General features: G+C 46.5%; 16 protein-coding genes. 7 read left to right on the forward strand and 9 right to left on the reverse strand.

Features of this window, described 5'->3' with window-relative positions:
• Positions 1-35 precede the first annotated feature (35 nt).
• The 4 genes from H7T88_RS16115 (at position 36) to H7T88_RS16130 (ending at position 2,329) form a co-directional block, all read left to right on the forward strand.
• Positions 36-254, forward strand: coding sequence for a bacteriocin immunity protein (locus H7T88_RS16115; protein WP_221789318.1), 219 nt, complete (start codon positions 36-38; stop codon positions 252-254).
• A gap of 26 nt (positions 255-280) precedes the next feature.
• Positions 281-802: a hypothetical protein gene (locus tag H7T88_RS16120; protein ID WP_221789319.1), complete on the forward strand. Its 522-nt coding sequence runs from the start codon at positions 281-283 to the stop codon at positions 800-802.
• Positions 802-1,215: a hypothetical protein gene (locus H7T88_RS16125; protein WP_154985555.1), complete on the forward strand. Its 414-nt coding sequence runs from the start codon at positions 802-804 to the stop codon at positions 1,213-1,215. The genes H7T88_RS16120 and H7T88_RS16125 overlap by 1 nt, the downstream gene beginning before the upstream one ends.
• A gap of 322 nt (positions 1,216-1,537) precedes the next feature.
• A complete protein-coding gene (locus H7T88_RS16130; protein WP_090917411.1) occupies positions 1,538-2,329 on the forward strand; it encodes a formate/nitrite transporter family protein in 792 nt (263 codons plus the stop codon).
• Between the two features lie 176 nt (positions 2,330-2,505).
• Here the strand turns inward: H7T88_RS16130 and H7T88_RS16135 are convergent, their stop codons facing one another.
• The 5 genes from H7T88_RS16135 to H7T88_RS16155 form a co-directional block, all read right to left on the reverse strand.
• On the reverse strand, positions 2,506-2,958 hold the full coding sequence (locus tag H7T88_RS16135) for an acetyltransferase (RefSeq protein WP_221789320.1): 453 nt from the start codon (positions 2,956-2,958) through the stop codon (positions 2,506-2,508).
• A 268-nt stretch (positions 2,959-3,226) separates the two neighbouring features.
• Entirely contained in the window at positions 3,227-8,200 is a 4,974-nt protein-coding gene (locus H7T88_RS16140) for a DUF4132 domain-containing protein (RefSeq protein WP_221789321.1), read from the reverse strand.
• A gap of 36 nt (positions 8,201-8,236) precedes the next feature.
• Positions 8,237-8,656 carry a hypothetical protein gene (locus H7T88_RS16145; protein ID WP_221789322.1) on the reverse strand — a complete coding sequence of 140 codons (420 nt, stop codon included), beginning with the start codon at positions 8,654-8,656 and terminating at the stop codon, positions 8,237-8,239.
• A 398-nt stretch (positions 8,657-9,054) separates the two neighbouring features.
• A complete protein-coding gene (nasC, locus tag H7T88_RS16150) occupies positions 9,055-11,184 on the reverse strand; it encodes an assimilatory nitrate reductase catalytic subunit NasC (RefSeq protein ID WP_221789357.1) in 2,130 nt (709 codons plus the stop codon).
• 38 nt (positions 11,185-11,222) lie between these two features.
• On the reverse strand, positions 11,223-13,529 hold the full coding sequence (locus tag H7T88_RS16155) for an FAD-dependent oxidoreductase (RefSeq protein WP_221789323.1): 2,307 nt from the start codon (positions 13,527-13,529) through the stop codon (positions 11,223-11,225).
• Between the two features lie 505 nt (positions 13,530-14,034).
• On the opposite strand from H7T88_RS16155, the gene H7T88_RS16160 reads away from it, so the two are divergent.
• Entirely contained in the window at positions 14,035-15,267 is a 1,233-nt protein-coding gene (locus H7T88_RS16160; RefSeq protein ID WP_154891132.1) for a nitrate/nitrite transporter, read from the forward strand.
• 83 nt (positions 15,268-15,350) lie between these two features.
• On the opposite strand, the gene fabF is transcribed toward H7T88_RS16160, so the two are convergent.
• The gene (fabF, locus tag H7T88_RS16165; RefSeq protein ID WP_221789359.1) at positions 15,351-16,589 is read right to left on the reverse strand and encodes a beta-ketoacyl-ACP synthase II; all 1,239 of its coding nucleotides are present in this window, start codon (positions 16,587-16,589) and stop codon (positions 15,351-15,353) included.
• Between the two features lie 148 nt (positions 16,590-16,737).
• On the opposite strand from fabF, the gene H7T88_RS16170 reads away from it, so the two are divergent.
• Positions 16,738-17,586, forward strand: coding sequence for a helix-turn-helix transcriptional regulator (locus H7T88_RS16170; RefSeq protein ID WP_221789324.1), 849 nt, complete (start codon positions 16,738-16,740; stop codon positions 17,584-17,586).
• Positions 17,587-17,660: 74 nt separating this feature from the next.
• On the forward strand, positions 17,661-18,335 hold the full coding sequence (locus H7T88_RS16175; protein ID WP_090917395.1) for a response regulator transcription factor: 675 nt from the start codon (positions 17,661-17,663) through the stop codon (positions 18,333-18,335).
• A gap of 21 nt (positions 18,336-18,356) precedes the next feature.
• On the opposite strand, the gene H7T88_RS16180 is transcribed toward H7T88_RS16175, so the two are convergent.
• The 3 genes from H7T88_RS16180 to H7T88_RS16190 form a co-directional block, all read right to left on the reverse strand.
• The gene (locus H7T88_RS16180) at positions 18,357-21,575 is read right to left on the reverse strand and encodes a response regulator (protein ID WP_260510950.1); all 3,219 of its coding nucleotides are present in this window, start codon (positions 21,573-21,575) and stop codon (positions 18,357-18,359) included.
• A gap of 242 nt (positions 21,576-21,817) precedes the next feature.
• Positions 21,818-23,806: a methyl-accepting chemotaxis protein gene (locus tag H7T88_RS16185; RefSeq protein WP_260510951.1), complete on the reverse strand. Its 1,989-nt coding sequence runs from the start codon at positions 23,804-23,806 to the stop codon at positions 21,818-21,820.
• A gap of 199 nt (positions 23,807-24,005) precedes the next feature.
• Positions 24,006-24,842 (reverse strand): MetQ/NlpA family ABC transporter substrate-binding protein, encoded by an 837-nt coding sequence (locus H7T88_RS16190; RefSeq protein WP_423246142.1) that lies wholly within the window; start codon positions 24,840-24,842, stop codon positions 24,006-24,008.
• Positions 24,843-24,853: the final 11 nt, after the last annotated feature.

A 24,853-nucleotide genomic window follows, 5' to 3' on the forward strand; every position in this document is an offset into this window, starting at 1 on the left:
ATTTAATCCATTTCAATATTCAGGAGGTACTAGCAATGTCCAATCAAGAACATCTCGTCCTATTAGTTCGCAAAATCATGAACGCGGAAGGAACGGAGCAAGAATTGGATGATATGCTGACAGAAGTGCAGAAGGCTCTTCCTTATGCGGAGGTCAGTAATCTGATTTTCTGGGATGAACGTGAGTTAACTGCGGAGCAGATTGTAGAAGAAGCACTTCAAGCTCGCCCAATACAGCTCCCGTCCCAATCTTGAACTTATTCAGGAGGTGAATGATATACATGTCTAATGAAGATAAAGAAATACATTATGCAATTGGAGCTCATCATTTCGATTCAGCGACTTCAGAGGAAAAACAGGAAGCGCTTCGTCAGATCATCGAATTACATGATGCAGAAATAACTCGGCAAGTCCTTGCTCTTGGTATGAATACACAGGAGGAAGATCTGGTGCGTATTGAAGCTTGGCGAGCCCTCGGTATGGCGGGAACTTCTCCACTTCTTACTGAAATTCTTGAAGCAGCAGGACAACTGGTACGTAATCCGGAAGAAGACGAAGATGTTCAGATTTATGCTTTAATGGCGTTAGCCCTGCTCCCCGTTACCGAGGCTGAAATTGGGCTGGCTCTGGATGTCATTCAGTCAGATGCCTACATATTGGTGCAGAGTGCCGCTTTCGATATTGTAAAAGCAAACAAACACCGGCCTCATGCTGTGCTGGCGCTGGAATCACTGCAAACGCATCCTGAGTTCGGTACTTCGGCAGCACGGGAACTTCAATCTATCTCGGGACGTGATCATTAATGAGTTCGAACGATAAACAGCAGTCACCAGAACAAGCCGGTGAACATTTAACAGAGGAAACGACTCAGGCGGTACATCTTACTCAAGGCGAGATTCATGCCATTCAGAAGGCACTTCTTTTTCTCAAGTTCGAATGTGAAGAGACCTCCTCTTTGTTGTATGCAGGCAGTCCCTTAATCAATAGTGCTCTTAGCAAACTGAGAGAGGCAGACATTCACGGCGATTTTTCCAAACAGTTTCACTCTCGCCCTAGTCCCCATGCAGAAGGCTTTATGCGCGATAAGCTGGAGCGCTCTTATAGCGAAGAGCATGTTCCACATGAACGGACAGAAGCGCAGCTGAATGACATCTGGCAGAGTTGCATGTTCCCCTTTCCTGCAACCTCCTACAAACAAGATTCTGATCCTAAATAATTTAAAGTTCTCCCCCTGCGGAAGGGCACGCCAGCCCACGGCTTTCTCGGGCGATCTAATAATGTATAGTTTAAATTCTTTCATTTCGGTCCACTATTGAAGCAAATTACAGGTATAATGTAGAAAAGTTAGGGCGTGTCTGAAAACGCTGAAGGAAGCAGATTTTGCTGATTTTTTGTTCCAAGCCAGGAAGTTTATCGCAGGCGTGCCGGGGCACGTCAAGGGAAAGTGACGCAGCAGGGGGCTAAAAGGCGGTAAAAGATGCACTTCAGCGGATTTCAAGACACGCCCCAGTTGATCCATTACATACAGGAGGGGAATTATGGAAACGGAAGGTTTACGGGGCGTCGAGCAGCTTGCTCTGAAGAAACACAAAATTTACAAGCAAAGTTTGTTGCGATACCTGTCACGCTCCATGCTGGCCAGCATGTTCATCGGCTTCGGGGTCATCGTAGCTTTTAAGACGGGCAATTTCTTCTATATGGAGAATTCCCCGTTCACATACCCTATGGCAGCCATTACGTTCGGTGCGGCAATTATTCTGATTGCCTATGGCGGCGGTGACTTGTTTACAGGCAATACGTTCTATTACACCTATGCGGCTTTACGCAAAAAACTGCGCTGGTTTGAAGTGGTTAAACTGTGGATTGCGAGCTACAGTGGAAACTTGATGGGCGCGGCGGTATTTGCCCTGTTGATTTATCTTACGGGACTATTCGATTCGGCACAGGTGAACGGTTTCCTACTCAGTGTAGTCGAGCACAAAATGGAAGCTCCAGCGATGCAGCTCTTTTTCCGCGGAATCCTCTGTAACTGGCTCGTGTGTCTGGCGTTCTTTGTGCCGATGTTCATGAAAGAGAATGGCGCCAAAATGTTTGCCATGATGCTTTTTGTATTTTGTTTCTTCATCTCGGGATATGAGCACAGCATTGCGAATATGTGTACGTTTGCGATTGCGCTTGTGTTAAACCACCCGGGCACGATCTCATTCGGTGGTGTGATTCACAACCTGGTGCCTGTGACGCTCGGTAATCTGGTAGGAGGCGTGTTGCTGATGGGCTTCATGTATTATGCGGTGAACAAACCTTTCCTGGACGATGAAGAGGCACATTAATTTTTTTGAAAAATAGCCCCCTTCCTTCCCGGCCTAATGACCACGGTTCACCAGTAAGGAAAACATAGAACCCCGTTAGCGTCTCCCATACAGGAGTCACCGCCGGGGTTTTTATCTTTACCTAGAGAAGCATCTTAAACCGTTCTCACTTAAGCCTGACAGATGATTTCTCCTAATCAAGCTCCTGTTCGTTTCATCTCCAGATGAAGCAACGGAAAAGGATTACCTGAACTGTCCAGTTCGGATCGTCCTGTCTGTACAAATCCCATCTTCGCGTAAAACCGGGCTGCATCCTCATTCTGCTCATTCACATCTACTCTAAGCTCAGTGCCCTTCATTTTCATCGTTTGATGAACCAGAAATCGCCCAACGCCTTGTCCCTGAAAATCCTCGTCCACAAACAACATCTCAATAAAGCTATTGTCCAGACCGATGAAGCCAATCGGCTCTTGCTCGGTATCCAGCACTTCCCAGACCTCGACTTGTTTGAATTCCAAAGCTTCACCGACCATCTTTTTATAAAACAGAATGTGATGCTCCTCCAGAAATGTATGTGTCGCTCGAACAGCACGCTCCCAGATGGCTACTAACTTGGCGTGATCCTGCTCCCGATAAGGTACCATTAACATGTCTTATGCACTCTCCTCTGCTGAAAACATAATGTAGCGCAGAATCCCATCCGTACTTACTCATGTACCATTCGTATGTACCTTGATTCCTGCGTATATCTTAACATATTCTGTCATCCTCAACATCTGCAAACAACAGCATTATATAGCCAATCCAATCCATAGATTACACCGCTTCTTTTCTCATTAAAAAATGGTATGACCAATAGACCGCCCCAAGTGAGACGGTCTATTGTCATTCCGGTATATTAATGCTACACATATATTTTTATTGCTGAAGCTGTGCGAGAATCTGCGGATCTTTGATTTTCTTGTCCTCAGCCAGCAGTACGATTTTGGACAAAATCTCGGCGGTTCTTGGATCTTCATCCAGGAATGGCAGGAAGATTCTTCCCCGGTGCTGGCTATGCACAGGCACGATATACATTGCACCAGTGGCCTGCTTGAAGACATTACCGCTTCCCAAATGAACGGCATATTCACCCAGTTCACCTTCGATTCGTGCATAATTGCCGTCCAAACGCACATTATCCAGCTTGAGCAAACGCAAAGACTCATTCACAATGACATGTCGCATCTCTATGGTCGTAAGACTTGCCTCTGGGTCCACACCGCCAACATGTGCGATGCTAACCACGAGATCAATATCACGCATGACCTCTGAGAAGAACACCTGTGGTACATCCTTCAATTCTACAGGTTTATACGTGCGACGATCGTAGAATTGAACGGTCTCCAGCGTAGGTGCCTCTGTATCTGCTGGAGAGAACCAGTCCGCCATCGCATAGAGATTAGCGATCAAGTTATGCTCATAACTCACCTTTTGCAATCCCTCTTCATAACTTACCGTCCATTGACGGTTTTTCAACAAACTTACCGTTTTATTCGGCTGAATCTGATATCCTGCGTAGCGACGAGAGACCGTACCTTGAGCAAGTTCATCTTCATTCGGCAGGTAAAGTTCGCGGAAAACCTGTTTAAACGGCTGACGCTCCTGACGAGTAAAGAGATCGCGCTGGAATTCACTCCACTTGCCGCTCTCATACAAATGTAGCGGATGTGCAATCAGCAACTGATCTTCTTCCTTCAAGGTATAGGCAACTCCCTCTGCGACCGGGGCTAGCAAACCACCGGATGCAACATCAAATCTTCCAAGCTGTTCACCTGACTTGAAAATCAACGTGTTCAACAACGGTCGAATAACCGGATTGTTCATCAGACTTGCAATCTCCTGACGTGTGAAGGCTGTGCCTGCGACCATGGAGCGCTCCAGTTCCTGTCTAGCCCGTCGATACTGATCGACCAGATCGGATTTTAGCTCCTTCAACTCTGCAATATATCCGTCCTTTTTGAGACGAGCAGGAACGGACTTCAGCACTTTGCCTTTACTAACAATAACGAGATCAGCCTGCCCCTCCTCATCAATGACGAGTTGAGCCGTCGTTTCGTCATCCAGTGCATGCGGTTCGAAATACGATTTCACCTCATCCAGCTTACGCGCTTCCATATCCCACATGAGACGTGTTACATCAGCATAACCCGCATTCCGCGCAAGGTTACCAAGCGCAATCTGTGAAGCTAATCCTTCACTCGCGCGCCGCTGCGCCCCGAACTGCTTGCTCTGCAACTGAAACTTCTGGATAAAGTCGTAACGCTCTCTTACATCCCGATCCCGTTCCTCTGCCAGCGGAATCAGACTATAGGTCAGTAAGTGATCCTTATTCCGCTTGTCTGCTACCGAATCATACATGTCCTTCAGACTGAGTTTGCCAAGCGCTGCATCTGCGAACAATTGTGATCTGCGATGGTTGGCTCCGCCCGAGATGTACTTCGCACAATCGTACAACAGGTTGAATCGCTCTTCTCCAACCTCAGCGTAAGCCTCTTCAAACCAGGCGATATCAAAGGCCCCATCATTAAAGTCCTGCGGCGTAATTGGGGAGTAATGCGCAACGATCGTCTCCTTCTCCGCACTGAATTGTTCATTAATGTGAGCATGGAAGTACCAAGCCGCACTACGAAGCCCTTTCCAGCCTAGATGTTTCGCCACAAGTTCCATCCATTGTGGTGCATACATGGCGGCCTCCAGCAGCTTTTTCTCCTTAACCGGATACTTCTGCAGCAATTCCGCCAGCAACTGTTCATCTTCCCCAGCCCTTGGATGACAGTGCTTAATCAGATAACTGAACATTTCTTTACGCGTTGTATTCCCTTCACCATAACTATAAATATACCCACGAACAAACGTATCCTGATCCATGGCAGCAACCAGATGCACCCAATGTTCCATGCCTTCAATGCGTTCCAGTTTCATAGCCAGATTACTCACTTCAGTAGATAGTTCCCCCCGGGTCAGTTCAATCTCCAGAATGCGATTGACCACCGTATCGCGCAGTTGAATCAGCTTAGGATCATCTTTGATCCGCTCTGTGCGAGCCGAGGTCATGTCACGGATGAACAGATAACGGAACGGTCCAACCATCAGTTGACGGTAAATCTCCTGATCATCAATCAGCTCTAATTGGTAGGCTCGCAGGAAATCGTCAAGTGACAGGAGAGACAACGGATGGTAAGGCTCTACCAGATGAGAGAATTGATAGGCTGTCTGGAAATATCGCTTAAAGCTCGCATCGTCATACACGGTATTCCGGACAATATATTTCCACGGTTCAGTCAGAATCTGAAGCATTCCCATTTCCTTCTCCATATGCTCTGCAGGCATACTTAAAATAATGGAACCCCATGCCTTCTCTGCAATCTCGAAGATTTCAGCTGAATCACGATCCAGAAATGCAGCCGAGATCAATGCATGAACCTGATCTTTATATGGCAGTGTGCCCATCATCTCGTGCAGCTTCACCATCTCATTCAATGGATAGGTCTGTTCAGCAAATGTTTTGCGCCAACCCTCTAGTAATGGCAACTTTCTTAATTTGTCGTAATCATACTGCTCTCGATAAAAAGAGTAATGTTCATCCAATGTGCCGTTCAGCTTGCCTAACTGCAGTTCGACATATAGCTGTAACAGTTCAATACTGCTCAGACCGTTTTGCTCGAAATATTGCTTCCACACTTCATCCAGCGGAAACTGATCCAGTTGTTTCATTTTCGACCGATCGCCATAAGGAACCTTGGAACGAAGGCTGGTTCCGACTAACAGGGTATCTTTGTAACCTGCATAGTACTCCACCACATATTCATGATCCCTGTGCTCATGAACCAGTTCATTTAATCCTTTCATAAAGGCACTGATCTTATCCAGTGATATATTAAATATATCCTTCGGTTTGTAACCAGAAAGGTCACGTTCTTCATCGAGCAGCGTTTGCCGTTGATTCGGGTCAAATAAACCATAGCCATTGGAGGCCGTATAACGACTTCCTTCATTAAACAGTTTGTCTAGCAGCTTCTGTTCCTTGGCTGTAGGCTTCTCTAGTTCCTCTGCGAATGGCTTGAGCTGTTCCAGTTGCTCTGCACGTGCCGTATCCGTTTTAATCTCCGTTAACAGTTCAAGTGCACCCAGACGTTGCAGCTCATTCTTCGTTTTTAGTAATCGTTGAACTGAATCTTTCAACTTCTCAACAGGTTGCAACAACAGGGCTTGAATCACCTTTTGCCGGAGCGATCCCGTTTTGAGTTTTAACAGTACTTCCATCTGCTGCAGCTCATCTTCGGTTAATACCAACTTTTTCACTTTTTGCAATGCACTCTCACGGTTACTCATGCTTTTGTCAGACAAACTTTCAAACACAAACTGGCGCTGCACCTCGTTATCAGGCTCTTGCACAAAATGCGACAGTAGCTCTCCGCGCATTTCGGGGCTTAATCGATCCTTGAGAGCAATGATCTCAGCAATCCAGTCCGCATCCATATCATAAGCAGCCAAATACAACATTTTTTTGATGACGTCATCACTATCGATCTGATAGTGCACAAAATCCAGCACCCCTGAAGGCCCGCCTGAACCGCCCTTAGGAATAAAATCCAGCATCTGTTTGAATTGATCAAAATCATAGCGGCGTGCCTGTTTATCTTCAAGCACATCCCAGCGAGGTACATAGACACTGCGTTGGTGTTCTCCCTCTTCAAAGCTCCAATTGTGCGAATACGCCGCCGTATAATTTTTCACAACCCAGTGTATTAATTCCGGATGTTTCACATCCAGATGATTACGTGCCGTAGCAAGACGAAGCCCCAGGTACTGGCTGTTAGCCAGAACGTACTGAGCTACGATCTTCTGGTACATCTCACCCTGTTCCATGATCTCAGTAACCTTAGGCTGCAAGTCATTCTCTTCAATGACCGCCGTGGCCCACAGGCTGATGTATAGTTTATTAGCATTTTTCTCCTGTCTCCACGCCTCACGAATATCCTCATGTACTAGCGCTTCGTAGACCTGTTCAAGTAATTGTGTTGCCACACGCTGGTTGGCCGCTTCAATCCCGATCCCTGTCCACACGCCCAATGCTCTGACGACAGAGCTGAACCGTATCAGATTGTTGTCCAGAATGATTTTTAATATGTAAATATACGCTTCTAACGTGCCTTCGTCCATTCGTTCCACAATGCTCTGGCGAAGTCCTTCCTGCAGTCTGGCTGCAATCAAGAGTTCACCCACCATGTGATAGGCTTCGGCCTGTTCACTCATAAAAATGCCTTTAATCATCTCGTTTGTCAGTAACGCAGCCTGATTATCCCCATAGATAATATCGTGCAGTGCCTGCTTGACTTCAAGGTTCGAATGATCCAGTTCATAGGCAATACAGTCCGGCAATACCGCACGGAACTCATGCTGATGAAGCATGTTTGGCTCACGAATGGTTAAATACTCGTTCAAACTAAACCCTCTTGCCTCCATCCGGAATAGACCAAGCAACTTGCGCATCACATGAACAACATGTTGTCTTGGATCGGCGGTCCGGAAAGGTCTGCGCTCATAGCTTGTACTATATGGATACAGCGTCGCACCTTCAGCAATATAGCGGAATCTGGCAACAAACCCGTCAGAGGCCAAGTGCTCAAGCACCTCAAGGATCGGCTGGAATAATGGCTGTTGCTTCTCGATCGCAAGGTTGATAAGTTGTTTTTCTATATTAAAATAGTCCTCTTCATCCCCACGCAAGTAAGTTGATTCTGCCAACGTTATCACATATTTCGCTACGTCCAGCTTTGCCCCTGTAAGCGTAGCTGCTTTCTCCTGTAATCCCTCAATATACGCCTGTACCTGATCTTCCTGATTCATCCTGTTCTCCTCCTTGTCATACTACTTCTGCTCCCCTTACCACAGACGTCCGGCTAGCATCGTGAAGCGGATAAAGGTCACATGAGCTCCATCCTCTATGTTCAGTGGTTGATCCAAATCTTCCAATTCTTCATCATTCAGAAATACTTTGTACATTCCGTCTTCATAAGCAAGTATCGCGGCTTCCTTCGCCTCTCCAAGATCAGGAACGCCCTCGCCATGTATTGTGCCAAAACTCACTTTTCCCGTAGCACCCTGCGCGTCGATGTCTTGAGGCATCAGATAAGCAAGCATCCCCGCTGCGTCCTTCCTCTCTCGAAATGCTTGCACCTGTTGTCCAACCATGTTCTCGATAAGCAATCGCAGTGTGCTTGTTGTTTCCGGAAGTTCAGCGGCTTGTTTCGCAAGAGCCGGTTTGCGTTTGCCCAGACTTTTCACTGTAATCCATACATTCAATGCATCATTCCTCCTTTCATGACTTCAATTAAAACCCACTCAAAAAAACCATTTTATTACAAATATATAGATTCCTTATCCATCAACAGTTAATACCCTGTAGTGGCATCTTGCAAAACAGAACAAATACGTACATATGTACCCCTAATGAACATCATAACGAAATTACTCACCTCTTTCATGGGCCAATATTCATGTTTCCATCGAACCAGCGAACTAGGGCGTGTCTTGAAACCCACTGAAGTGCACGTTTTACCCCTTTTCGCCCCCTGTTACGTCACTTCCCCTTGACATGCCCCGGCACGCGGTTACACATATAACGCAAAAAGCCGCTCCATCCCGCAAACTTCATGAGATGGGCAGCTATTTATTCTTGGAACAATCCATTGATTCAATGATTAGACCAGTCGTAACGGCTGAATTTTCACGGCAGCTGTCTTGAATCCAGGCATTCGGCAGAAGGGATCCAGATCAGGCCTCGTTGCCCGGTTCACATTTTGGATTCCGCCCCAGTGCATGGGCACAAACAGCGTATCCTCGCGGATGGATGCCTTGATTCGCGAACGGACAGTGAAGCTTCCGTAGGCCGACTGGACCTCTACCCACTCTCCGTCACGGATGCGATGGCGAGCTGCCGTTGACGGGTGCAGTTCCACAAAGTTCTCTAACTCACGAGCAGCAAGTGCTGGGCTTCTGCGTGTTTGCACACCTGTTAGATAATGAGCGAGAATACGCCCATTCGTTAGAATCAAGGGAAAAGCTTCCGAAACATCATCCCACCCTAGACTGGCTCCCGGAGTAAACGTAGCTTTTCCGTCGACATGAGCAAATCGTTCATGAAACAACATTCCCTCGCCCTGCTCATCTAAAGAAGGACAAGGCCAGTACACTCCTTGTTCATTTCTCAGTCGTTCATAGGTGATTCCATAGTAATCCGCTACTCCGCCACGACTCGCAATTCGCAATTCATTAAAGATATCCTCAGCCTTCGCATATTGGAACAACGAACCTTTGCCCAGCTTCTCGGCAATGCGGCACAAAATGTCCCAATCGTCTAACGTTTCTCCAGGTGCAGACCTTCCTTGTTCCCGCAGGAGAACACGCCCTTCGAGATTGGTGAGTGTGCCTTCGTTCTCCATATAAGCGGTTACGGGCAGTACAAGATCGGCCAATCTGGCCGTTTCAGACAGAAACATATCGGCTACGACGAGAAAATCAAGCTTTCGTAAACCTTCCTCTACCAAGCTTACATTCGGATTTGAAACGATCGGATTAGAACCCATCACAAGCAATGCGCGAATGTCCTGCTCATAGATACGTTCCATCATCTCATAAGCTGATACACCTTTGCCTGGCAAAAGAGTAGGGTCTACTCCCCAGACAGATGCTATATATGCACGGTCTTCCTCATTTTCAATAGAACGGTATCCTGGTAGCTGATCTGCCTTCTGTCCGTGCTCCCGTCCCCCCTGTCCATTTCCTTGTCCGGTAATTGCACCATATCCGCAACCTGTTCTGCCGATCTTTCCGGTTGCCAGCACCATATTCAGAAAATGCCGGACAGCCATGTGTCCATCCGTCTGTTGTTCCACCCCGCGTGCCGTCATAATCATGCCAGTATGTGCTTCGCCATAAGCCATTGCCGCCTGACGGATCAAGTCCAGTTCGACTCCACATGCTTTTGCGGCTTGCTCAAGATTGAGACTTTCCATCTCCTGCACAAGCTGTTCATATCCGGTCGTACGTTTCTGAACAAAGCTGGAATCAGCCAAGCCCGCATCCATAATTACCTTCAGCATCGCATCGGCCAGCAGTGCATCCTTACCCGGTTTCACTTGGAGGTGAAGATCAGCAATGGCTGCCGTTGCTGTCTTACGAGGATCAATCACAATAATAAACGTTCCATTTTCCTTCGCTTCATTAAAATACGGTAAGAGCGTTGGCTGACACTCAGCTACATTCGTTCCTGCCAGTATGATACATGCTGCTTTAGGGATGTCCGAAAGCGGAAACGTTAATCCACGATCCATTCCGAAAACTTTGCTACCGGCAGAAGCTGCTGCTGACATGCAGAAGCGGCCGTTATAGTCGATGTACTTGCTGCCGAGTGCTACGCGGGTAAATTTTCCAAGCAGATATGCGGTTTCATTGGTCAACGATCCCCCGCCGTATACGCCTACGGTATCAGAACCATACGTCGTTTGAAGCTGTTGCAACCGATTAGCAATCGTCTGCATTGCCTCATCCCATGAGCACGGCTCCAATTCTCCCTGACGGCGAATGAGCGGATACATCAGACGCTCGGAACTGAACACTTGCTGATGAGCATTCATCCCTTTCACGCACAGGCGGCCCTGCGAAGCCATATTAGGCACGCCCTGAACCGTATACTCAGCCACTTTCTGACCTGCAACGGGAGCGGCAAGCTCTTCTACGGACATTTTGCATTGCACACTGCAATAAGGACATTGGGTCTCTTTTACATATAACCTCGACTTCGCTTGGTCTGTATTTACCGCGTCTATCATCACGCTCTCCTGCCTTTCCGGGTTATTCATGTAAGCCTTCAAGCTTTCACCTGAGCAATGAGGTTTTCAAAAAGTGTCTCCGTTCCACGCTCAACATCCTTCTCGCGCTCCTGTGCGCGATTAAACGTAAGTTCTCGCTGGAATTGTGTATCCAAGAGCGTTTCCCGAATCGACATCACTCCCAGACGTTCCGTCCACATCCATAAAGGTTCATCAAACCAAGCCGTTTGTCGATACCATTGCAGACAGGCCGATGCGAGAAGGAACGCTTGCTGCTCTGATTCCGATGTCCCGAGCAAGGAGCCCTCCTTCACCGGATACCCGGCATGACCTCCGACGTAAATTTCCCATCCGGCCGGAGAAGCCTGCAGGCCTACATCGGAAACCAGTACATTCACCGGGGATCGAGAACCCCAAGCTATAGCGATGTTCACTTCGGAAGGCATCGCTGCAGTTATCCAATCCGTACGAAGTCGCGCCTCCAGATCGCTTGCAGTAATATTAGAAGCCAGTGATGATACATGTTGCTCCGAATAGATATGAATCCTCTGATGATATTCCTTCTCCAGTTCCACATGTAAGTCTTCTGCTTCCAGTCCGTAAGGGTCTGTTTTCAGCTCTGTTTTCACATCATTTTCTGTAGAGGACTGCATTAATCCTGAAACACAAACATAATAGCGAATTGCAGGAAGGCAGACCGGGCACCCGTGTTCCGAATGCCAGTTCAGCTCCCTCAACAGTGAATTGAACTGTGTGTTTTCCAATGGAAGGACTCCAGATCCAACGTTCGAAATGTCAGCTTCTTTTGCATATGACTCAAAGATAACGCTCACCCGATGCTTCAGCTCTGCGTGGCTCATCTCCGTACAGTGACATACAGGGAGCTCGGCAGGTTTTTCCTTCGTACCGCCTGATTCAGCACTTGTGCTGATACCTCCATCAACCTCCACACGTTTAGCGAGTTTCAGCAGAGCGCCCACCATAGGTTTACAACCACCGCATGAACCTGAAGCTTTGGTTTGTTGCTTCACTTGTTCTTCCGTTTCCAACCCTTGCTCCTGGATGGCTTTTAAGATCGCTGCTTTGGTTACATTGTTGCAAGCGCAGACCGTTTCCTGGCTTGGAAGCGCAGCTGCTGCTGTTACTGCAGGATCTGGCGTATCTTCCTTGGAGGCAAGCTCAGCCACATCGGCTCCACGTTGTACCAGACCAAGGAGGGCCGTGCCCTCAACCGTGTTGCCAAACAAAATAGCACCTCTAACCTTGCCAGCTTGCATCAGCACTTTTTTGTATGTGCCCTGAACACCATCCAAATGCTGAATGGCCGTCTGCAACCCTTCGTCACTGATGTCTCCTGCCGAGAAAACATCTACCCCCGAGACTTTCAGCTGTGAATACGGAACAGAACCTGCATAGCCCGGCACCTCCTGTCCGCACAATGTGCGAGCCAGCACCTTTCCCTGCTCATACAGCGGTGCTACCAGACCATAACTGATCCCCCGATGCTCTGCACATTCTCCCACGGCATATATATCAGGTACGCTGGTACGCATATGATCGTCAACCACAACAGCACGTTGTGTGGCAATGCCACTTCTCCTGGCCAGATCCACATTCGGGCGAATCCCGACAGCAACAATGACCAGTTGTGCCTCCAGTTTGGATCCATCTGTGAAAAGCAGCCCCTGCGCTTGTGAACGTCCGGTAACTTTTTGCGTATTTTTATTCAAAAGAAAGGACATGCCCTGATCTTCAAGCTCACGTTGAAGCATCGCTGCAGCTTCGTAATCCAGTTGTCGATTCATAATATACGGTGCATTATGGACCACCACCGCTTCCATCCCTAGATACAACAGCCCCCTTGCAGCCTCCAGCCCAAGCAATCCACCACCGATGACAGCCGCTTTGCGGTATTCTTTGGAGTAATCTGACATGCGAGTACAGTCATCAATGGACCGAAAAGACATTACACGCTCCTTATCAATGCCTGGAATTGGCGGAATAAACGGAGAGGACCCTGTCGCGAGGATCAATATGTCGTAGGTTTCCTTTTTGCCAGCTTCCGTCTCAATGAACTTCATACGGGTGTCAATCCGATGAACAGTCTCACCTGTGCACAGCCGGATATTACGCTCCGCATACCAGGTCCAGTCATTGATGATAATGTCCTGTATGGAATGCTCACCTTGAAGTACTTTGGATAACATAATTCGATTGTAATTAGGGCGAGGTTCCGTCCCGTAGATGACAATCTCATACCGATCCGGCTCCAGGTTAATAATCTCTTCTACACATTTCACTCCAGCCATGCCATTGCCGATAACCACCAGTTTCTTTCTACTCATGGGCCGCCCCCTATCCCTTTCACATCTGCAAACTAAACCGAATTGCCTCTCTCTGATTTAAAACGCAAAGACCCCTTTTTCGATTTAAAACAGAACAACCCCTTTTCTGATTTAAAACACAATAACCCCTTCTCCTTATGGGGAAAAGGGGCACCATTGCCTCCGAGTTCTACACGCCATTGTGCAGATTCTTATTAAATTCAGATTAATTGAATTTAAAATATATGTCAACTAAATTGACATGAAATAATGAAAATTGGGTCATGAAATAAATATTTTAAAATTTAATGTTATTTTTGTTGACATTACCTTTTTCCCTTTTTATAATTTGAATCAAAATCACAGCGATGTGATCATCTCAGAAGCGGGAGCACAAAGAAGTGTACCGCCTGTCGGCAACGGGGCCGCAAATCGTTCTAATTCAGGACGGCTTGCGGCCTTTTTCTGCCCGAACAAAAACATAGAGACATAACAAAGAACCTACTTGGATGAGGAGCGATGAGGAATGGTAGAGAGCAAAAGTTTTTGGAAAAGCGGGCATAAGCCCACACTGTTCGGAGCATTTATGTATTTTGACATCAGTTTTATGATCTGGGGTATGCTCGGTCCGCTCGCTGTTATTATTGCCATGGATTATCCGATGACCCCGTTGGAAAAAGCAAATCTGGTTGCCCTGCCCATTCTCGGGGGTTCCATCCTGCGGCTGGTGCTTGGCTTCATGTCCGACTATATTGGTCCCAAAGTAACCGCTCAGATCGGTATGTTATTCACCCTCGTTCCATTGTTACTGGGCTGGTTATGGGTGGATTCGCTCAGCCAACTCTATGTCGTAGCTCTTTTACTCGGCGTAGCGGGCGCCTCATTTGCAGCCGCGCTGCCGCTTGCAGGACAGTGGTATCCTAAAGAACATCAAGGTCTTGCCATGGGGATCGCCGGAGCAGGTAATAGCGGAACGGTTCTTGCTACCTTGTTTGCCAATCGTCTGGCCACTCATTTTGGTAGCTGGGAAGTTGTTTTCGGACTCGCGATCATCCCGATTGTTATCGTCTTTATCCTCTTTTCCATCTTCGCCAAAAACAGTCCGAATCGTCCAGAGCCTAAGAAGTTATCCCAGTACGGAACTTTGCTTAAACAAAAAGATGCCTGGGTCTTCTGTGCCTTCTATTGTGTCACCTTTGGCGGTTTCGTTGGACTGTGTAATTATCTGACTATTTTCTTTAATACCCAATATGGACTTTCTGCCGTTCATGCCGCTGACATTACGACGTTCTGTGTCATTGCAGGCAGCTTCTTCCGGCCTGTTGGTGGTTTTCTGGCGGATAAAATTGGCGGAACCCGGATGCTTACCTTCTTGTACTCCGGCGCCTGCATCATGCTTCTGGGTGTATCCTTCCTACCGCCGCTTCCGGTAGTCATCGTCATGTTGTTCCTCGGCATGATGTGCCTTGGGGCCGGGAATGGTTCTGTATTCCAGCTGGTTCCACAACGTTTTGGCAACGAGATTGGTCTGATGACAGGCATCGTAGGGGCTGCTGGAGGTTTGGGAGGTTACGCGTTGCCACTCATTCTGGGTCAACTGTACAGCTCTTATCAATCTTACACGCCAGGATTTGTTATTCTCAGTCTCATCGCTGCCGCTTCCATGTGCCTTGTTCTCTTCATGCAATCCCGCTGGCGGGTAAGCTGGCTGAGCAGAAGTGGCAAAGGCATTGCGGATTCAACTTCTCTGACGTCTTGATCCCTTGCCTACACATGAAAACAGCGCAGCCATATTGGCGGCGCTGTTTGTTTTATTCCTATCAATTATTCAATCCATTTTGCTTATGCTGAATACTTCTGAAGAATAATAACCGCATTATGTCCGCCGAAGCCAAAAGAATTGGACATCCCTGTCTGCAGGACTGCTTCTCTCGCGACATTCGGGACATAATCCAGATCACATTCAGGATCTCTCTGCTCCTGGTTAATGGTTGGCGGTATGATGCCTTGGCGCAGCGTTTGAACGAGAGATATCGCTTCTGCTCCCCCTGCAGCACCAAGCATATGCCCCGTCATGGACTTGTTCGCTGTTACGGGGATATGATAGGCCAACTCGCCGAAAAGCTGTTTTATTGCCCTCGTTTCAGAAAGATCCCCCGCCTCCGTGCTGGTCGCATGGGCGTTGATCACACCGATATCTCGAGGCTCCAGCTTCGCATCCCGCAACGCTGCCCTCATGGCAAGATAAGCTCCACGGCCTTCAGGATGAGTAGCTACCATGTGGTATGCGTCAGAGGTAGCTCCGTATCCGATAACTTCAGCGAGAATATTTGCTCCCCTTGCCTGTGCATGAGACAGAGCTTCCACGACCAGAATCCCTGCCCCCTCGGCCATAACAAATCCATCTCTGCCTGCATCAAAAGGTCGGCTTGCCGCTGTACAAGCTTCATTTCTGGTAGATAACGCTGTCGCATTGCCGAAACTCGCAAGCGATATTTCTGTGACTGCCGCTTCTGTACCTCCCGCAAAAATAACATCTGCTCCTCCGTGGCGAATCAGCCGGTAGGCTTCACCAATGGCTGTATTTCCAATCGAACAGGCCGTTACCGGGGAGAGCGTTGGCCCCCAGCAGCCAAACCTCATACTGACTGTGGCTGCCGCCATATTGGATATCATCATCGGGACAAGCGTTGGACTGACCCGCGATGCTCCTCGTCCTGACAAGACACTGCCCTGATCCATCAAGGTCTGAATCCCGCCTATACCTGAGCCAATATATACACCTACTCGCTCCCGGTCCAGCGATTCCAGCACTAGACCTGAATCCGATAACGCCTGGTCTGCCGCTGCAACAGCAAATTGTACAAACCGATCCATGCGCCTGGCTTCTTTGCGTCCAAATCTGGCTTCACCATCAAAATCATGAATCAATCCACCCATTCTTGTTTTATACAATGCGCTGTCCAGATGTTCAATCGGAGAAATTCCCGATCTGCCTTCCTTCAAAGCGCCCCAGAATGTATCTACATCATTGCCGAGTGGAGAGATCACACCCATTCCTGTAATCACAACACGTTCCATACTCATCCCGGTTTGTCCTCCTTGTAACGTTCTTCATTCAGTTTCCTGATGCTTATGCATTCATAGTGCCATTTCTGTATATCCTATTACAAGTTGTCATTTATCATAGTATAATGACTACCATGATAAACAGATGGAAGGTGATCCATTGAGTGATGTTATTCGATTACAAGCGTTATCCACTTTTCTGAAAACACAACGTTCGAAACTCTCTCCAGAATCCGTTGGCTTGCCTGCCGGAGGCCGGCGAAGAACACCTGGTTTAAGAAGGGAAGAAGTCGCCCAATTGGCTAACGTCAGCACGACCTGGTATACCTGGCTGGAACAAGGACGAAGCATTCAGGTTTCACATGCTGTACTGGACAGCATTTCTTCTGCTCTCAGACTCACTGCAGATGAACGTAAATACTTGTTTTCTCTAGCTACGGAGCATTATTCGGATCTGCCTGTGCCGGAACCAGACACGCTTCAGCTTCACCCGTCATTGCAGAAAATCTTGCAGGAACTGCGCTATTGTCCTACCATTATCTCTGATCGGCGCTGTTTCATCGTCGGCTGGAATGAAGCTGCAGCACAAGTTTTTATGAACTTTGAACAGATCCCCTTAGAGCAGCGGAATATGATTAGTCTGGTATTTGATCGAAAAGAGTTGCGCAGGCTTGCAGTGAACTGGGAGGACTTCGTCAGCGGATTTTTATCTATTTTTCGTGGCTATTATGGTCGTTATGTCGACGATGAATGGTATAATTTATTTTTGAATGATATGATGAATCGCCACCCTGATTTTCAAGCATTGTGGAAACAAAGCAGAGTAAGCAGTGCTCCTGACGTATGGATTGAATTCAGACATTCGAAAGCAGGAAAAATGTTGTTTGATCTGACCTCACTACAAATTCAAGGTAATTCCGATTTGCGATGCAGCATTTATACACCCGCACCAGAAACGGCAACAGAGCGTAAACTCATGCAACTGCTTGATCGAAGTAATGAATCCTGAATTGCTTACTTGCCAGGGAGAGCGACATCCATTACCTAACATACCTATATAACGTGGATTCAGAAAGGAACACCATGACTAAAGTGCTTATTATAGAGGACGACAACATGCTGGGCGACACTTTATCCCTGTATTTACAAGGTGAAGGCTACGAAGTAGATCGTGTGGACACCATCGGGTGTGCACTTTTGCAGCTTGAAACCAGACCAGATATCATTTTAATAGACCTGATGTTACCTGATTCAGGTGGGAAAAATCCATGCGCAATCATGCGTGAACACACTTCCCTTCCGATGATTGTCATTTCTTCGTTAACTGAGGTGTCTGAACGTATTCGCTCCTTAACCGACGGCGCAGATGATTTTGTCTGTAAACCGTTCAGCATGCAGGAACTGAAGGCTCGCATCGAGGCCGTTTTACGCCGCTATGCTTTATTGGAAAACTCTGTAGTGACCGAAACCGAAAATGGGTTAAGCCTCGATGTCGCACGCAGAACCATTTTGCTAAACAATCGCAGAGTCGAAACCACATTTTCCGAATTTGAGATCATGAAGCTGTTTGTGCTTAATCCTGGCAAAGTGTTCAGTCGGTACGCTTTAATCGAGGCCATTCGCGGAATAGATGCGTATATTAATGATCGGACCATTGATGTACATATTACGAAACTTCGCAAAAAAATTGAAGATAACCCGAAAAACCCCCAATATATTCAAACCATATGGGGGGTCGGGTATAAATTCACACCTTAGCATGACCTCTGCTAGTCATATTTACCATGGTAGTGACTCTGAAATATGATCAATTTCTTGCTGCACTTGTTCCAGAATGGAGGTCAATTCCCCTTCGAAGGATGGAACCGACAGAAGGGATTCCAGATGCAGAACGGCCTGCAGCAGTTTCGCAGCATGCAGGTGGGCTGCAACACCTTTGAGAGAATGTGTACTCCGTACAACTTCATTCATTTGCTTTTGCTCAAGATAAGTCTGAATTTTTTGCTCAAACCCGCTATATTCTAGAGCAAACTTATTCAACGCGTACTGCAAAATGTGCGGTTTGTTATCCATCTGTTTCAGGGCTTTATCCGTATCAATCCCCCTGATGTCATGCAAACCCTTCAGATCAATCCAGGCCGTCAATACATCTTGGAGCTGTTGTTCATCAATCGGTTTCGTCAGAACGGCATTCATACCCGCCTCTATATATTCCTTATGATCTTTCTTCATGCTATTTGCCGTAAGTGCAATAACGGGTAAGTGATCGTACTGCCTCATCTGACGAATGTGTTTAACAGCTTCTAATCCATCCATTCGCGGCATGAACAAATCCATCAAAATCAGCTTCCACGGCTGAACATGCAGCTCGCTCAGTACCTCTTCTCCATCCTTCACCACTTTCACTTCAAAGCCCAACTGCTGAAGCAGCGCCCGAATGGCGATCTGATTAATCTCATGATCCTCTGCCACTAGAATGGCTCCTTGATTTATTCGTTCTGAGGACTCATCCTGATTTGTAATTTGGTTCAAATTCTGCACTTCTCCATCCTGCAATGTCAACAAAGTCTCAAACAGCCCGACACGGGTAATCGGCTTAAACAAGACTGCCTTCGGATTAATAAAATTCTGCTTAGCTACAAGAGCATCCTCACTAATACCGCGCGTATACCCAAACACCTGAATCCGTGTACCCCGGAGCCTATTCATTAAATACTCCCAGTCCGGTTCATCATGTACATGTTTCATATCCATATCGAGCATGATCAGGAGTGAAAACGATTCATCCCTTTCGTAATCATAGTTATCATTGACAAGCGCTTCATGAAAAGAAGAATAGATTTTAGGTCTAAGACCAAATGAGCGCAACATCTGTTCCAGATTTTCTGCAACTCTTCTGTCACTTTCCACAATCATCACATCATTCACTGCATATAACAATGGATAGGTTGGCAGGAAAGAACGATCCTCTACTTCTGTCAGTTCATACACTAGCTCAAATGTAAACATGCTATATTCACCAAGTACACTTTCCACTTGCAGACTGCCGCCTAATGAAGTGATCAGGAGATAACAGATGACCAAGCCCAAGCCAGAGCCTCCATACTTTCGATAGGTCGATGGTTCGGCCTGACTGAAAGGTACAAATAAACGTTCCATCTGTTCAGGGGAGATACCAATCCCGGTATCCTCTACCTCGAATCGAACTTCAACATGTTGATCCTCAAGTGTGAGCACTTCTGCGTGAAATATGACATACCCTTCGTCCGTAAATTTAATGGCGTTATTAAGCAGATTAATAAGAACCTGTTCCAAACGGAACGGATCACCAATGACCGTTAAAGGCAGCTCGGGATCGGTATGAAAAATGATCTCAATATCCTTGTTACCGATAGCTGTACTGATCTGATCCGCCACTCGTTTAAATACATCCTCCAGAGAAAAGGGAACATTCTCCACATTAAACATTCCTGCTTCAATTCTCGAAAAATCTAGAATATCATTGACCAACGCAAGTAACGATTGCGAGGATACGGTGATCTTGCCTAGATAGTCCTGTTGCTGAGGCGTAAGAGGTGTTCGTTGCAACAAGGAACTGAAGCTGGTAATACTGTTCAGCGGCGTCCGCAACTCATGGCTCATCAAGGCCAAAAACTCACTCTTCGCCTGACTGGCTTTATCCGCTTTCACCCGTCGATACTGGTCGGTCATATCTTGAAAGACAGCCTTAATTTGCTCACTTGAACCGGATGACTTGATCGGATAAAGATGAACGCGAACATGCAATTCATCACTTTCACCGATCCGGAAGGTCAACTCCGCCTCATGATTGGTTTTAGACGAGATAACTTCTCGTAAAACGGTAGCCCAGCAATCTGATTTCTCCATCACAAGCAAGTCTGCAAGCGCACGACCAATGACCTGTTGCCGATCCGCCTGAAGGACATCCAGAAATTTATGGTTAACGGAAACGATGTTGCCTCTATTGTCCAATCCTGCAACCCAATTAGAGGACACTCGCTCCAGCAAACGATAGCGCTCCTCACTTTCCTGAATCCTTCGCCTGACAGCACGATGTTCTGTAATATCAAGTCCATACCCGATAACATACTTCACTACCTTGCCTTCCAGAAAAGGCCCGAGCTTAACCAGAGCATAGTATCCTTTATGCTCAATCTCGAAAAAAAAGTGTTCGCCTCTCCAGGCGCGGTTGAATTGTGTTTTCAAAAATTGAATTTTCTCCTGAGGTAGTGCATTAATAGTCCCGAGCTGGAAGCTTTGCTCCAGACTTCGCATATCCATACCTAGATGAGACAACATTTCCCCTTCGAGCAAAAGAAATTCAAACTTCCCGTTCAGCTTGCGCAGTTTAAATGTAAACCCTGGCTGTCTGCGTAGCATCTCCAGCATTTCCTGCTCTTTTTGTACCACCAACTGTCTATATTGATGATTCTGATTCAGGAAATAGACGAACAATACAACCAGCAGCATACATACAATTTGAGACAGTAAGATAATCCCGTGACTATAGGGTGTCGAGGGATATGTCAAAACCATCGTGAACTGGTAAACCGAAATGAACAGGAGCGATCCGGAGAACCACCGGAGATTAAATTGGTGTATATACTTGAAATTCAGGGATGCGAATAGAACAAATAAAAGTTCGTACAATGCATAATCAAAATTTTCAATGGACGGCCAAAAACCAGCATTAATTCTAAACATCCACAATCCCGCAAAGGTAATAAACGCTGTTCCGCCTCCCCCATAATAGGCAGCAAGAAGATATACGATGGATCTAAAGTTTAACATCGAGCCGTCATCCAATATAATGGAGAAGTAGTATAACGCAGTACCTAACATGCTCATCGCTATCCCAATGATCAAGCGAGAGGTAAATGATGGCTTATTCCGATTACTTGATTGATTCAGATAGTGATGAATAAGGAAGACGAAAATTAAAATTAATGTAAAATTTAAAACGAGATCGCGTAGCAAAGTTCACCATCCAAGTTACGACTTTAGCGTTGTTTAACATACGAAAAAACAGGCCAGATTGGCCGATTGTATCTCCGCATTAATCAAATCATATTACGCGTCTCCCCCTTATTCAATTGCGGATATTGGCTTATTTCTCCCCAATTCCTCCTCCTTTCTTCTAACATTTACCCTTCGATACACATTCCAGAAACTCCCACGAAATTGCCAGACTAAATGTAAAAAAGGAGCCTCTCGGCTCCCTAGTACTTGAACTGCTGTATCAGACTTTGCAGATGTTCTGCCATACTTGACAAACTTCTTGCAGAAGCTGATATCTCCTCCATCGAAGCCAGCTGTTCTTCCGATGAGGCTGCGACCTCTTCCGAAGTTGAAGCATTCGCTGAAGCAATACCTGCCAGTTCGCTAGACACAGCCCCAACCTCCTGTACTCCAGCCGTAATCTGCTGTGAAATGGCTGCGATCTCTTCAATCTGAGGTGTAGTCTCGCGCATACTCTCCAGAATACGTTGGAACTTCTGAATAGCTTCCGTGGAAACCTCCATGCCTTGTTCAACCTCTAATGCCACTTTCTTCATCATATCAACCGATTCCAATGTATCCTTCTGGACCGCAGATGTCAGGACAGTAATATCTTGAGCAGACTGCTGGGATTGCTCTGCGAGCTTGCGAACTTCTCCAGCTACTACGGCGAACCCATTCCCGTGTGCACCTGCACGTGCAGCCTCAATCGACGCATTCAGAGCTAGTAGATTCGTTTGTTTTGCCATATTTCCCATCAGCTCTGTGATGGCGGAGATTTGCTCAGAACGTTGATCCAATGTCTGAATGATACGACTCATCTGTAAGACGGTCTCTTGAATTGATCTCATCTGATCTACCGTCTGCTTAACCGTGTTGCCGCCTTCTTCTGCTTGTAATGTGGTCTGTTTGGCTAATTCGGACACATGAACCGATCTCTCCGCAATATTGGTTACACCAGACGTAATTTCGCGCATAGCCTCGTGATTATGCTCAATACCATGCATTTGTTTCTCGGCTCCCAGCGTAATTTCCTGAATGGCCCTGGCCACCTGTTCACTCGCAGCACTGGTCACTTCTGCACTCTGCGTCATCTCTTCTGATGAGGTAACTACCTGACTTGCGCTATGCTCCACATTCTGGATCAGCAAGCGCAGATTCGTCTGCATTTTGCCAAAAGCGTCGCTAAGTTCACCAAGCTCATCGGAACTTTTACTTACAATAGTCTGTGTCAGATCTCCTTCACTCACTTGTATCGCTTGATTTTTCAATTCTCTGATGGGTCTAATAATAGATCGCATGACAAGCCAGATAATTACGGCCCCAACGCCAAGGCAAGATAACAGCACAATGATCATACGATGCAGAATCGGAGCTGTCGCCTCATGCACCTCGGAGGTAAACATCGTACCTGCGATTTTCCAATTGGTTGAACCATTCGTTAAATAATACATAACCTTGGGCTCATCATTATAGACATAATCAAATGTGCCTGATTCTTTATCAAATACCTCTGCCCAAAATGACTCTTTCGCGTCTGATCCAGCTGGGCTGTTCGGGTGATAGATATACTTTTTGCTACGATCCAGCAAGACCATATATCCCTGCTCCCCTACCTTGATCTTGCTTATACTATTGCTAATGTCGTTCAGATCCAGATCAAGACTGACTACACCAGAGCGATCGTCCAATGCCTTTGCAATTGAAACCGTAACTGAATTCGTTGATGTGGAGGTGTACGGATCTGTGACGATAACCTGACCAGGTTGACTCATCGCTTCTGTATACCAAGGTCTGGTTCGCGGATCATAATCTTGCGGGGTAGCTGTATCCGAAGAACTTAAATATTTTCCATTTTCATTTCCTATACTGACCAAAACCACATCCGGGTTCTGCCCGATGAATCCCTTTATTTCCTCCAGCATGTTTGCTTCTGAATTTTTCATGGTGTCTGCAGTAAAAACTTTCGCATAATATTCAACCTGCTTGCGTTTCACATTGACTATTAAATCAATCGTACTATTAGCTAAATTCACATTTTCCTCTGCACTATGTAGAATTTGCTTCGTTACTTCCTCTTTGGCATTGTTATAAGACAATACACCTATAGTGATGGAAGGGGCCGCCAAAAAGATAATGAAGGACATGATCAGTTTGACCTTAAAATCGGTTACAATCTTTCCTAACCAACCTGTTTTTTTGTTTTCCAACGACAATTCACTCTACCTCTTCCATATTAAATTGATATTTTCACTAACATACAAAAAAGTTATTAACTAAATTAAACGAATTTAACTCCGGTTCTATTAAGTTTCTAAATAGTTGTTAACAGAAGTAAGATCACAAACAAAAAGACCCAAGCATATTTGCTCGGATCTCAATGTTCGAATCTCTATACTCACCTATACCTTAGAATGCTGGAATGGCAATATCTGCGTAATTTTTTTCGAAAAAGGCTTTCACTTCAGGGCCAGCCATACGTTTAGCCAGCTTCTGGATGGCTTCGGAGTCTTTGTTATCCTCACGGGCTACCAACGTGATCGCAAAATGGGAATCGTCCTTCTCGGTCAGCAAAGCATCCTTTTTGGGCGTCAGACCGAGCGGGCTCGCATAGGCAGGAGTCATAGCTACCAGATCTGCATCATCCATCATACGGGCAAGCATCAGCAAATCTACTTCTTTGAACTTGAAGTTCTTTTTATTCTCTGTGATGTCCGCTTGTGTCGCATTAAAACCTACACCCTCTTTGAGTTTAATCAGGCCGTTTTGTTCCAGCATGACGAGGGAGCGCCCGATGTTTGAAGGATCATTGGCAATCGCAATCGTTGCTCCTTCTGGCAGTTCATCGATGGACTTGTAGGTTTTGGAGTATCCACCATAGATCGCGTTGTAAATGGGCTGAACAGGAACCAGAGTTGCACTATTCGCCTCATTGTACTGTTTCATGTACGGCACGTGTTGGAAGAAGTTCGCATCCACTTCCTTGTTTGCTAGAGCCGTATTCGGCTGTACGTTATCTGACAGCACCACAACCTCCAAGTTTACGCCATCTTCTTTAAGAAGCGGTTTAACGATATCCAGTACATCCGTCATTGGCGGAATCAATGTCGCTACTTTTAGTGTAACTTCCTGTCCGGCTTGTGATTCTGGCTTCGCCCCCTCAGTAGCAGGCGTTTCTTCTTTTTTACCGCAGGCGGATACAACGAGCATAACCGCAAGCAACGTAAGCATTAATTTTGCTTTCATTTGGATGTTTA

The organism is Paenibacillus cucumis (ex Kampfer et al. 2016) (genome assembly GCF_019748695.1).
Taxonomy (GTDB): Bacteria; Bacillota; Bacilli; order Paenibacillales; family Paenibacillaceae; genus Paenibacillus; species Paenibacillus polysaccharolyticus.